Below are 12,749 nucleotides of genomic sequence, written 5' to 3' on the forward strand. Positions count from 1 at the left end.
GAGCGGCGCCGTCCGCGACGGTTTATATCCGATAGCGCGCCAGTCGGCCCGTGGTCTCGACTACCGCCGTCAAGCGCGCCCTCGCCGCGCTCGCGACGCGCACCGACACCGCGAGACGCCCGTACGTCGCCGTGATCGACGAGGCGGACGCCGCGCGAACCGATCTCCGGCGCGCGGCCGGGTTCGTCGACGCCGTCGGGCTCGACCGACTCGCGGACGCGGTCGACGCGGCGGACCGCGCGGGCGACGAGGCCGCCGCCGAGCGCGGACGCGACGCGCTCGCCGAGTATCGGGAGTTCCGGCGGGCAGCGGCGGGCGACGGCGACGAGCGCGACGGCGACGAGAGGGACGGTGACCTCCGACCGGATCGCGACGCCGACCGCGACCACTTCCGCTCCGGCCCCGGAATCCCTAAGCCGGACACCGGCCAAGACGCGGACAGATGACACGGGTGATCCACACCGGCGACACCCACATCGGGTACTCGCAGTACCACTCGCCGGTCCGACGCCAGGACTTCCTCGACGCGTTCGAGTCCGTGGTCGACGACGCGGTCGACGACGGCGTCGACGCCGTCGTCCACGCGGGCGACCTCTTCCACGACCGCCGGCCGGAACTGCGGGACCTGATGGGGACCATCTCCGTCCTCCGCCGGCTCGACGACGCCGGGATCCCCTTCCTCGCGGTCGTCGGCAACCACGAGTCGACCCGAGGCGGACAGTGGCTCGATCTCTTCGAGCGGCTCGGGCTCGCGACCCGGCTCGGCGACGAGCCGGTCGTCGTGGGCGAGGCCGCCTTCTACGGGCTCGACCACGTCCCCGTCTCGCGGCGCGACGACCTCGACTACGCGTTCGCCGACCACGACGCAGAGTACGCGGCGCTCGTCGCGCACGGGCTCTTCGAGCCGTTCGGCTACGCCGACTGGGACACGGAGACCGTGCTCACCGAGAGCGACGTCGACTTCGACGCGATGCTCCTCGGCGACAACCACACGCCGGACACCGCGGAGGTCGCCGGCACCTGGGTCACGTACCCGGGCTCGACAGAGCGCGCGAGCGCGAGCGAGCGCGAGGGGCGCGGCTACAACCTCGTCGTCTTCGACGCCGACGCGGCCGGGGGCGACGACCGCGTCGAGATCCGGCGCCGCGCGCTCGACACGCGCCCGTTCGTCTTCGTCTCGGTCGAACTGCGCGAGGGGGAAGGCGAGTCCCGAGTCCGCGAGCGCGTTCGCGAGTACGACCTCGCGGAGGCGGTGGTCCACGTCGAGATAACCGGCGCGGGCGACCCGGTGACGCCGGCGGCCGTCGAGGAGTTCGCCAACGACGAGGGCGCGCTCATCGCGCGCGTCACGGACAGACGCGAGGTCGACGCCGACGGCGAGGTCGACGTGAGCTTCGCCGACCCCGAGGACGCGGTCCGCGACCGGCTCGACGAGATGGCGCTGTCGACCGCCGCGCGCGACGTCGAAAGCGCCGTTCGCGAGGACACCGTCCCCGACGCCAACGTCCGCGAGACGGTGAAACGGCGGGTCGAGGAGCGGCTCGACGAGGAGGGGGAGCTCGGCGCGTTCGAGCCGGTCGAGTCGGACGCCGAAGCCGTCAACGCCGAGGAGGCGGACGACAGCGAGAGTGGCGACGAGGCGGACGGCGGCGAGGAAGCGGGCGACGGCGAAGAGGCAGACGACGCCGAGGAGCCGGACGCCGAGGAGGCGGACACCGACGAATCCGAGTCGGACGAGTCGGACGCGGCCGACCCTGACCCGGACGAATCGGACACCGACGAGTCGGACACCGAACCTGAACCCACGGAGGCGACGGACCCCGATCCGGCGTCGACCGACGGGCAGGTCTCCATGGAGGACTACCTGTGAAGTTCGACCGCGTCCGCCTCGCGAACTTCAAGCCGTACGGCGACGCAGACCTGCGGCTGACGGAGGGGGTCACGGTGATCCACGGGCTCAACGGCAGCGGGAAATCGTCGCTGCTGGAGGCCTGCTTCTTCGCGCTGTACGGGTCGAAGGCGCTCGACGGCACCCTCGAAGACGTCATCACGAACGGCGAGGAGGAGACGGAGGTCGAGCTGTGGTTCACCCACGACGGCGTCTCCTACCGGATCGAGCGGCGGCTCAAGTCCTACGACGGCCGGATCGACCACCAGTGTACGCTCGAGTCGACCGACGGGAGCGACGTGACCCGTGACGGCGCCCGAGCGGTCCGCGAGTTCGTCACGGAGCTGCTGCGGATGGACGCCGAGGCGTTCGTCAACTGCGCGTACGTCCGGCAGGGGGAGGTGAACAAGCTCATCAACGCCACCCCGCGGGAGCGACAGGACACGATCGACGACCTGCTTCAGTTAGGGAAGCTCGAGGAGTACCGCGAGCGCGCCGGCGACGCACGGCTCGGCGTCGAGGACGTGCTGGAGAACCGTCGCGGGCGGCTCGACCAGCTCGACGAGCAGATCGCGGCGAAGGAGGACCGCGACCTCCACGGACGACTCAACGAGTTAGAGAGCGAACTCGGCGAGGTCGACGAGGATATCGATCGGTACGAGAGCCAGCGCGAACAGGCGAAGGAGACGCGCGACGCGGCCGCGGAGACGCTCGAGACCCACGCCGAGAAGCGGGAAGAGTTGGAGTCGGTCGAAGGGGAGATCGACGAGATCGAGGCCGCGATCCGCGAGGCCGAGCGCGAGCGCGACGACCACCGCGACGCGATCCGCGAGGCCCGCGAGCGGATCGACGAGATCGAGGCCGCGATCGCCGACCGGCTCGACGACGCCGGCCTCGACGCCGCGAGCGAGGAAGCGATCGCCGACCGCCGCGAGGAACTCGACGACCGGGAGGCGGAGATTCGGGACGAGCTCGACGACGAGCGGGTGAGCGCCGAGGCGTTCCGGAACCAGGCGACGAACCTCGCCGGGAAGGCGGACGATCGCACCGAGCGCGCCGCGGAGATCGAGTCCGAGGCCGACGACCTCGCCGACGAGGCGGAGGCGACGGCCGAGGAAGCCGACGAGGCCGAGTCGTCGGTCGCGGGCCTCCGCGAAGAGGCCGACGGACTCCGCGAGCGGATCGCGGCCGCCGACGCCGACGTCGATCGCGACGGCGTCAGCGAGGAGCGGGACGCGCTGCGCGACGAGCGCGGCGAGGTCCGGGAGCGGATCGCCGAGCTCTCGGCGGAGGTGAAGAACGCCCGCGAGCGGGTCGGAGAGGCCGAGGAGCTGCTCGCGGCGGGGAAGTGCCCCGAGTGCGGGCAGCCGGTCGAGGACTCGCCGCACGCCAGCGGGATCGAGGAGGATCGTGAGCGCGTCGCGGAGCTCGAATCGGAGCTGGAGGACGCCCGCGAGCGCGAGGACGACCTCGACGAGCGGATCGCGGAGCTGGACGAGCTCGCGAGCGCCGCGGACCGGCTCGACGAGATCGACGAGCGGGTCGACACCCTCGAATCGCGGGTCGAAGAGAAGCGCGAGGAGGCGGAACGGAAGCGGGAGTCGGCCGAGGAGAAGCGCGAGCGCGCGGCCGGTCTCAGAGAGGAGGCCGAAGAGACCCGCGAGGTCGCCGCGCAGAAGCGCGACGAGGCGGAGGAAGCCGCAGAGCGCGTCGAAGAGCTGGAGGCGTCGCTGTCGGAGATCGACGACGCCCGCGAGGCGGTGACGGCGATCGAAGAGCGCCTGTCCGCGATCGCGGAGGCGGAAGACGAGATCGAGCGACGCCGCGAGAAGCGGGAGAACCTCGAGGAGGTGAACGACGAGCGCCGCGATCGGCTCGCCGACAAGCGCGAGCGCCGCGACGAGCTCGCGGACGCCGTCGACGAGGCCGCAGTCGAGAACGCGAAGGAGCGGAAGGCCGACGCCGAACAGTACCTCGAACAGGTCGCCGAGGAGCTCGACCGCCTCGGCGAGCGGCGGGAGGAGCTCCAGAACGCGATCGGCGGGGTGAAAGGCGAGCTCAGCGAGTTAGAGGGGCTCCGCGAGGAGCGCGAGGCGCTGGGCGAGCGCGTCGAAGCGCTCGAAACGCTCCACGAGGAGACGAGCGAGCTGGAGACGATGTACGGCGACCTGCGCGCGGAGCTCCGCCAGCGCAACGTGGCCGAGTTAGAGCGCACCCTCAACGAGACGTTCGAGCTCGTCTACGGCAACGACGCCTACTCGCACATCGAGCTCGACGGCGAGTACGTCCTCACCGTCTACCAGAAGGACGGCGAGCCGCTCGACCCCGAGCAGCTCTCCGGCGGCGAGCGCGCCCTCTTCAACCTCTCGCTGCGCTGCGCGATCTACCGGCTGCTCTCCGAGGGGATCGAGGGCGCGGCGCCGACCCCGCCGCTCATCCTCGACGAGCCGACCGTCTTCCTCGACTCCGGCCACGTCTCCCGGCTCGTCCGGCTCGTCGAGGAGATGCGCGGGTTCGGCGTGCGTCAGATCGTCATCGTGAGCCACGACGACGAGCTGGTCGGCGCGGCCGACGAGCTGGTCACCGTCGAGAAGGACCCGCGCTCGAACCGCTCGACGGTCCGCCGGGAGGACGCGGCGGACCTCGACGTCGCCTCGCTCGCGGACGACTGAGCCACCGCTGCGCCGGGTCCTTTTATAAACAACAGACGACGGCAGGAACCGTAGAAGTCCGCGGCGACACCGCCGCCGAGAGGGACGGCGACGTCAGCCCGCCCCTCCACGTCGGCGCGAGCAGCACCGCGCGAGGGAGTCGGGCGCGACGAGGGCGACCGGAGGGAGCCCGTAGGAAGCGCCCGACGAGGCTGGGGAGGCGTGAGGCTCACGCTCGACCGATCGAGGATACGGACGCGAACGACCGCGAACAGCTGCGGCTCGTACTTATAAATAGAGGGTCAGTCGCCGTCGTCCTCACCAACCCCGTCGCCCTCGTCCGCCTCGCCCCGTAGCAGTCCCAACGCCTCGACCGCGACAGGGGTCGCCTCGTAGCCGCGTTGCCCCGCGACCTCGGCCTCGTCGACCAATCCGGCCGCGCGGAACTCTGTGAGCGTCCCGTGGAGGTCGGACTCGCACATGTCGGCGGCGTCGAGGAGGTCGACCGCGGCGATCGGTCCCTCATCGACGACCACAGCGAGGAGACCGAGCGACCGGTCGTCCCGAACTGCGCCGAGCGTCCGGCGGACCGGTTCCGGCACGCCGGAGGCGGCGGTCGCGAGCGGCGACTCGCCGTCAACGACGCTGATCTCCTCGTTGTCGACGTACCGCTCCGCGCCGGTGGCCGGGTCCCGCACGCGGCTGGATTCGGCGGAGCGCTTCACGAGGAGGTACGTCTCGCCGTCGCTGTCGCGGACCGTCTGCATGGTGGAAAAGGGGCGGCCCGTGGACATTACGCTTCCGGGCGTGTCGCGTCGGGGTCGAAGTCGTCCTCGTCGGTCTCGGCGTTCTCTTCAGCCTCGGCGTCTTCGGCGTCTGCCTCGGCCTCGGCGTCTTCGTCCACTTCGTCCCGCGAGCGCTCCCACGCCCGGTACGTCTGGTAGGTTCGAACGCCCGCGAGGAGTCCGCCGACGAGCAGCGCCGGACCGACCCGCGACCAGCCCTCGAAGAACCACACCATCGGGCCGAGCGCGACGAGGAGGACGGCGGCGTTGGCGTAGACGACGGCGACGACGAACGCGCGGAGGGTCCCCCGGTCCACGTCGCTCGCGCCCTCGAAGTCGCCGCCGTCGTCGAACGTCTTCACGGAGGGCGCCTTCGGGACCTCGGGCGTCATCTCCCGCTCGGCGTCGGAGCTCTCGCCGACGGAGATCTCGCCCTCGTCGTCCTCGTCGAGGCTGAACACGCCCGGACGTACGCCGTGCCGGGGCAAAGGGGTTCCGTCCGTCAGACCGCGTCGGCGAGCCGAACCGTTCGGCTCGCCTCGACCCACGCGAGGGGGTTCGTGGCGTCGAAAAGCACCACGTTCCCGTCGTCTTCGTACGCCTCCACCTCGGCGTCGACCGCGTCGGAGTCGGCCGGGCGAGCCGCCTGGGGTTCGGAACGTGGGTCCGAAGACATGGACCGTGGTAAGTCGTCACACATTATATGCCTTTCCGTGGCGGGATACCTCGCCGCACCCGAAAGCCGAGTTTTTTAGCCGGGTGACGCCGAAGGACGGATATGACTCAGTCGGGGCTGTCGGACTTCTCGTCGACCGGGGACGCGGGCGGCGAGGCCGACGGCGACACGGACACCGAACGGGAGGAGCTGGCCGCCCAGGAGGCGGCCGCCGTCGCGGGCGGCGGGCGGGGCCACGTCAGCGACGTCGTCGACGTCGACGAGGCGAAGTTCCCGGAGTCGACCGGAACCGTCGAGCTGATGATCACCCAGATCGACTACGCCGTCGAGGGGTACGGCAGCGACGAGTACCCGGTCGTCCACGTGTTCGGCCGGCGGCCGGCGGAGCACGTCGAGGACGCCGACCACGACGTCGTCGAACACCTCCGCGTGCTGGGCGTCGAGCCGTACTTCTACGTCCCCACGGCCGACCTCGACCGCGACCCCGTCGAGGAGTACGACGTGGTGATCGGGACCCGGGAGGAGAACCCTGACGGCGAGCCGTACGAGAGCATCCGCGGCGAGCCGCTCACCCGGATCGTCACCCGGACGCCCCGCGACGTGGGGAACATCCGCGACGACTTCGCGACCAGCTTCGAGGCGGACATCCTCTTCCCGAACCGATTTCTGATCGACAACGGGCTCAACGGCGGGATCCGCGTCGAGGAGCGGCGGCTCGACGACGGCGAGGGGACGATCCAGGTCCACGAGGGCCACCTCGAACCGGCCGAGGTCGACGCCGAGATGCGGGTGAACACCTTCGACATCGAGGTGGACGACCGGCGCGGCTTCCCCGAGGACGGCGAGGAGCCGATCATCTGTCTCACCAGCCACGACTCCTACGACGACGAGTACGTCGTCTGGCTGTACGACGCGCCCGAGGCCGAGGTCCCGCCGCCCGAGGACCTCCCCGACTACGAGGGGATCGTCGGCGACGGCGAGGAGCTCAACTTCGAGGTCCGCACCTTCGAGGAGGAGGCCGCGATGCTCGACGCGTTTGTCGAATACATCCGAGAAACCGACGTAGACGTTATGACTGGGTGGAATTTCGAGGATTTCGACGCGCCGTACCTCCTCGATCGGATGGAGGTACTCGACGAGGAGAGCGAGTACGACCTCTCCGTCGACCGACTCTCCCGGATCGGCGAGGTGTGGCGCTCCGGCTGGGGGGGTCCCGACATCAAAGGTCGAGTCGTCTTCGACCTGCTGTACGCCTACAAGCGCACGATGTTCACCGAACTGGAGTCGTACCGCCTTGACGCGGTCGGTGAGCGCGAGCTGGGCGTCGGCAAGGAGCGCTACACGGGCGACATCGGCGACCTCTGGGAGCAGGACCCCGAGCGCCTGCTGGAGTACAGCATCCGCGACGTGGAGCTTTGCGTCGAGATCGACCGCGCGCAGGACGTGATCGCCTTCTGGGACGACGCCCGCAAGATCGTCGGCTGTAAGCTGGAGGACGCGACGACGCCCGGCGACGCGGTCGACATGTACGTGCTCCACATGGCGTACGGCAACTTCGCGCTTCCCTCGAAGGGACAGCAGGACGCCGAGGAGTTCGAGGGCGGCGCGGTGTTCGACCCGATCTCGGGAGTCCGCGAGATGGTGAGCGTGCTCGACTTGAAGAGCCTCTACCCCATGTCGATGGTGACGATCAACGCCTCACCGGAGACGAAGGTCGATCCCAACGAGTACGACGGTGAGACGTACCAGACCCCGACGGGTGTCCATTTCCGGAAGGAGCCGGACGGGATCATCCGGGAGATGGTGAACGAACTGCTCGACGAGCGCGAGGAGAAGAAGGCGCTCCGGAACGAACACGATCCGGGCACCGAGGCGTACGAGCAGTACGACCGCCAGCAGGGAGCTGTCAAGGTTTTGATGAATAGCCTGTACGGCGTTTTTGGATGGGATCGATTCCGTCTATACGACCGTGAGATGAGCGCTGGCGTCACGTCTACCAACCGCGAGGTGATCGCATTCACCGCCGACGTGACCAGCGAACTTAACAGAGAAGTAACATATGGAGATACGGACAGCGTCATGCTTTCACTCGGTGATTTGTCGAAAGAAGATGCCATCGAGACCTCCTTCGAGATAGCGGACCACATCAACGAGCGCTACGACGACTTCGCGCGCGAGGAACTCAACGCCGACGAGCACCGCTTCGAGATCGAGTTCGAGAAGCTCTACCGGCGGTTCTTCCAGGCGGGTAAGAAGAAGCGGTACGCGGGCCACATCGTCTGGAAGGAGGGGAAAGACGTCGACGACATCGACATTACCGGCTTCGAGTACAAGCGCTCGGACATCGCGGGCATCACGAAGGAGGTCCAGCAGAACGTCATCGAGACGATCGTGACGGGCGACGACATCGACGAGGACATGGAGGAGGTGAAAGCGTACCTCGTGGACGTCATCGCGCGCGTGCTCGACGGCGACGTGGACCTCGACGAGATCGGGATCCCCGGCGGGATCGGCAAGAAGCTGGACGCCTACGACACGCCGACCGCGCAGGTCCGCGGCGCGAAGTACGCCAACATGATGCTCGGCACCAACTTCGGGAGCGGGTCGAAGCCGAAGCGGCTGTACATCGAGAAGGTCCACCCCGACTTCTGGGCGCGGATGGAAGAGGAAGAGGGGCTCGACCCGCAGCGGGACCGACTGTACGGGGAGTTCAAGCGCGACCCGGACGTGATCTGCTTCGAGTACGCCGACCAGGTCCCCGACGAGTTCGAGGTCGACTGGGAGAAGATGCTGGACAAGACCCTGAAAGGCCCCATCGAGCGCGTCATCGAGGCGCTCGGCATGTCGTGGGAGGAAGTCAAGACGGGCCAAGAGCAGACCGGGCTCGGCTCGTTCATGTGACCGACGGCGAGGCGAAACGCGCCCCGTCGAAAGCAGTTTTCGATTGAGAGAAAATTTCTTGGTCGATCTGCGACTTTTGACGGGTAGATGCGTAACCATTAACCCCCTCAACCCCCACCGTCAAGGTACGAGGCACGAGAATACACATGGCTACTCTCGAAATCAACGATCTTCACGCACGAGTGGCGGAAGAGGGCGGCGAACGCATCCTTCTCGGCGTCGACCTGACCGTCGAGTCCGGGGACATCCACGCGCTGATGGGCCCCAACGGCTCCGGCAAGTCGACGCTGGCGAAGGTGATCGCCGGCCACCCGGCCTACGAGGTCACCGACGGGTCGATCTCCCTCCACCTCAGCGAGGCGGACGTCGCGGACGTCGACGCCGAGCTCGACGACGAGGACTACCACTGGGAGCTGCTCGAGTTAGAGCCGAACGAGCGCGCCGCGCTCGGCATCTTCCTCGGCTTCCAGTACCCCGCTGAGATCGAGGGCGTCACCATGACGAACTTCCTCCGCCAGGCCCTCAACGCGAAGGCCGACGAGCGCGAGGAGCTGTTCGAAGAGGAGGACGAAGACGAGGAGGAAGCCGAGGCGGACGACGACGAAGGCTACGAGACCTCCCCGATGGAGGGCCCCGCGGACGACGGCGAGATCGGCGTCGCCGAGTTCCAGGAGATCCTCTCGGAGAAGATGGAGCTGCTCGACATGGACGAGAAGTTCATGCAGCGGTACCTCAACGCCGGCTTCTCCGGCGGCGAGAAGAAGCAGAACGAGGTCCTCCAGGCCGCGATGTTGGAGCCGAGCGTCGCCGTGCTCGACGAGATCGACTCCGGGCTCGACATCGACCGCCTGAAGGACGTCTCGAAGGGGATCAACGCGCTCCGCGACGAGCAGGGCACGGGCATCCTCCAGATCACTCACTACCAGCGCATCCTCGACTACGTCGAGCCCGACCACGTCCACGTCATGCTCGACGGCGAAGTCGTCAAGAGCGGCGGCGCGGAGCTCGCCGAGAAGCTCGAGGACGAGGGGTACGACTGGGTCCGCGAGGACGCCTTCGAGGCGGCGTAACCGAATGCGGGCACGCGACACACGTAAACACGGGAATCCGTAACAATACACTATGAGTTCACAACAGGACGACCTCAAGGAGACAGACACCGAGGCGCGCTTCGAGTTCAAGAAGGAGGAGAACTCCGCCTTCAAGAGCGAAAAGGGCCTCACCGAGGAGACGGTCCGCGTCATCTCGGAGGACAAGGACGAACCGGAGTGGATGCTGGAGCGGCGCCTGCGCGCGCTCGAGCAGTTCCAAGAGATGCCGATGCCGACCGACTGGCCCGGCCAGCCGGACCTCTCGGAGGTCGACATCAACGAGATCGTGCCGTACATCCGGCCGGACATCGACAAGCGCGGCGGCGCGGACAGCTGGGAGGACCTCCCGGAGGAGATCCAAGACACCTTCGACAAGCTGGGAATTCCGGAGGCCGAGAAGAACGCGCTCTCGGGCGTCGGCGCGCAGTACGAGTCCGAGATCGTCTACCAGAACATGCAGGAGCGCTGGGAGGAGAAGGGCGTCATCTTCTGTGACATGGACAAGGCCGTCCAGGAGCACGAGGAGATCGTCCGCGAGCACTTCATGACGAAGTGCGTCCCCCCGAGCGACAACAAGTTCGCGGCGCTTCACGGCGCCATCTGGTCCGGCGGCTCGTTCGTCTACGTCCCGGAGAACACCACCGTGGAGATGCCGATTCAGGCGTACTTCCGGATGAACTCCGAGGGGATGGGCCAGTTCGAGCACACGCTCATCATCGCCGAGGAGGGCTCCGAGGTCCACTACATCGAGGGCTGTTCCGCCCCGAAGTACTCGGCCTTTAACCTCCACTCCGGCGGCGTGGAAGTGTTCGTCGGCGAGGACGCCCACGTCCAGTACTCGACCGTCCAGAACTGGTCGAAGAACACGTACAACCTCAACACGAAGCGCGCCATCGCCGAGAAGGGCGGGCGCATGGAGTGGATCTCCGGCTCGATGGGGTCGAAGGCGACGATGCTGTACCCGTCGACGATCCTGAAGGGCCGCGGCGCCTCCGACAACCACATCACCATCGCCTTCGCGGGTGAGGGCCAGGACATCGACACCGGCGCGAAGGTGTACCACAACGCGCCGGACACGAAGTCCACCGTCGAGTCGAAGTCGATCGCGAAGGACGGCGGCCGCACCAACTACCGCGGCCTCGTCCACATCGCGGACGGCGCGGAGAACTCCTCGACCGCCGTGGAGTGCGACGCGCTGATGTTCGACAACGAGTCGACGTCGGACACGATGCCGTACATGGAGATCAACGAGTCGAAGGTCGACGTCGCCCACGAGGCGACCGTCGGGAAGATCGGCGACGAGGACATCTTCTACCTCCAGTCGCGCGGCCTCGACGACGACGACGCGAAACAGATGATCGTCTCGGGGTTCATCGAGCCGATCACGGAGGAGCTGCCGATCGAGTACGCCGTCGAGCTGAACCGGCTCGTCGAGCTGGAGATGGAGGGTTCGCTCGGATAACATGAGCACGAAGCAAATCGAGAGCCTCTCGGAGGACACGGTACGACGCATCGCCGACGAACGCGACGAGCCCGAGTGGCTCTTGGAGACACGTCTGGACGCGCTGGCAGCGCTGGAGACCGCGGAGCTGCCCGACGTCATCCAGACCCCCGGCCGCCGCTGGACCGACCTGGAGGCGCTGGACTTCGAGGCGCTCGTCGACCCGCTGAACCAGGCCGACGAGACCGAGCGGACCGCGGGAGACGACGAGGTCGTCGTCCTCCCGTTCACCGAGGCGCTCGGCGAGTACGGCGACGTCATCGAGGCGAACTTCGGCTCCGTCCTCGACCCGGAACACAACTACCTCACGGCGCTTTCGGTCGCGCTGTTCACCACCGGCACGTTCGTCTACGTCCCCGAGGGCGTCGACGTGGAGGACGTGACGGTGCGCGCGGAGATGAACTCCCGCTCGCTGTTCAGCCAGACGCTCGTCGTCGCCGAGGAGTCGTCGTCGGTGACGATCCTCGAGTCGATCGAGACAGGTGACGCCGAGATCGGCGACGACCGGTACTTCTCGAACCTCGTCGAGGTCGTCGCGGGCGAGAACGCGAACGTCCAGTTCGGCTCGCTCCAGAACCTCGACGACGACGCGTACACCTACTCGCTGAAGCGCGGCGTGACGGACACGTACGCGACGGTCGACTGGATCGAGAGCAACTTCGGCTCGAAGCTCACGCGCTCGGACATCGAGACCGAGCTCAACGGCGACGGCTCCGAGAGCCAGATCGTCGGGACGTTCTTCGGTACGGACGACCAGCACTTCGACATCAACGCCCGCGTGTGGCACCAGGCGGAGCAGACGACCGCCGACCTGGTCACCCGCGGCGTGCTCGACGACGTCGCCCGCTCCGTCTACGAGGGGGTTCAGGACGTCGGCGAGGACGCGTGGAACACCTCCAGCTACCAGCGCGAGAACACGCTGATGCTGTCGGACGACGCCGAGGCCGACGCGTCGCCGAAGCTGATCATCCACAACCACGACACCGAGGCGTCCCACTCCGCGACGGTCGGGCAGGTCGACGCCGAGGACCTGTTCTACTTGGAGAGCCGCTCGATCGACTCCCGGACCGCGCGGAACATGCTCGTCGAGGGCTTCTTCGTGCCCGTCCTCGAAGAGATCGCGGTCGACGAGTTCCGCGACGACGTCGAGGAGCTCGTCCTCGAGCGTCTCCAGTAGGTCGTCTTCGCGGACCGTTTTCCTATCGCCGACCGCCCGCGAAGCGACGGGCGCGCGAGGGGAATCTCTTAAGACCGAC

At 67.8% G+C, this 12,749-nt stretch carries 10 protein-coding genes; 7 read left to right on the forward strand and 3 right to left on the reverse strand.

Annotated elements, in window-relative coordinates; all coding sequences use genetic code 11:
• Positions 1–50: 50 nt before the first annotated feature.
• The 3 genes from AC4NMM_RS11725 to rad50 are packed head-to-tail and all read left to right on the forward strand — an operon-like array spanning position 51 to position 4,560.
• Positions 51–446, forward strand: coding sequence for a DUF7966 family protein (locus tag AC4NMM_RS11725; RefSeq protein ID WP_491924332.1), 396 nt, complete (start codon positions 51–53; stop codon positions 444–446).
• Complete coding sequence (gene mre11, locus AC4NMM_RS11730) at positions 443–1,870, forward strand: DNA double-strand break repair protein Mre11 (protein WP_491924333.1); 1,428 nt, start codon at positions 443–445, stop codon at positions 1,868–1,870. The genes AC4NMM_RS11725 and mre11 overlap by 4 nt, the downstream gene beginning before the upstream one ends.
• Positions 1,867–4,560, forward strand: a complete 2,694-nt coding sequence (gene rad50 / locus AC4NMM_RS11735; protein ID WP_491924334.1) for a DNA double-strand break repair ATPase Rad50 — start codon at positions 1,867–1,869, stop codon at positions 4,558–4,560. Before mre11 ends, rad50 begins: the two co-directional genes overlap by 4 nt.
• A 281-nt stretch (positions 4,561–4,841) precedes the next feature.
• Here rad50 and AC4NMM_RS11740 read toward each other — a convergent pair whose 3' ends face one another.
• From AC4NMM_RS11740 to AC4NMM_RS11750, 3 genes are read right to left on the reverse strand one after another with little or no spacing between them, the layout of a single operon-like run.
• Complete coding sequence (locus tag AC4NMM_RS11740; protein WP_096394058.1) at positions 4,842–5,306, reverse strand: DUF7346 family protein; 465 nt, start codon at positions 5,304–5,306, stop codon at positions 4,842–4,844.
• A gap of 26 nt (positions 5,307–5,332) precedes the next feature.
• On the reverse strand, positions 5,333–5,785 hold the full coding sequence (locus tag AC4NMM_RS11745; RefSeq protein ID WP_096394059.1) for a DUF7322 domain-containing protein: 453 nt from the start codon (positions 5,783–5,785) through the stop codon (positions 5,333–5,335).
• Between the two features lie 41 nt (positions 5,786–5,826).
• Entirely contained in the window at positions 5,827–6,000 is a 174-nt protein-coding gene (locus tag AC4NMM_RS11750; protein WP_004599863.1) for a DUF7331 family protein, read from the reverse strand.
• A gap of 102 nt (positions 6,001–6,102) precedes the next feature.
• Between AC4NMM_RS11750 and AC4NMM_RS11755 the strand changes: the two genes are divergently transcribed.
• From AC4NMM_RS11755 to sufD, 4 genes are all read left to right on the forward strand, one after another.
• Positions 6,103–8,901 (forward strand): DNA-directed DNA polymerase, encoded by a 2,799-nt coding sequence (locus AC4NMM_RS11755; protein WP_096394060.1) that lies wholly within the window; start codon positions 6,103–6,105, stop codon positions 8,899–8,901.
• A gap of 146 nt (positions 8,902–9,047) precedes the next feature.
• Positions 9,048–9,971, forward strand: a complete 924-nt coding sequence (locus AC4NMM_RS11760) for an ABC transporter ATP-binding protein (protein ID WP_096394061.1) — start codon at positions 9,048–9,050, stop codon at positions 9,969–9,971.
• A gap of 52 nt (positions 9,972–10,023) precedes the next feature.
• Positions 10,024–11,454 (forward strand): Fe-S cluster assembly protein SufB, encoded by a 1,431-nt coding sequence (gene sufB, locus AC4NMM_RS11765; RefSeq protein ID WP_096394062.1) that lies wholly within the window; start codon positions 10,024–10,026, stop codon positions 11,452–11,454.
• A 1-nt stretch (position 11,455) separates the two neighbouring features.
• On the forward strand, positions 11,456–12,670 hold the full coding sequence (gene sufD, locus AC4NMM_RS11770; protein WP_096394063.1) for a Fe-S cluster assembly protein SufD: 1,215 nt from the start codon (positions 11,456–11,458) through the stop codon (positions 12,668–12,670).
• The last annotated feature ends 79 nt before the right edge of the window (positions 12,671–12,749 follow it).

Source organism: Halorubrum sp. SD41, assembly GCF_058630335.1.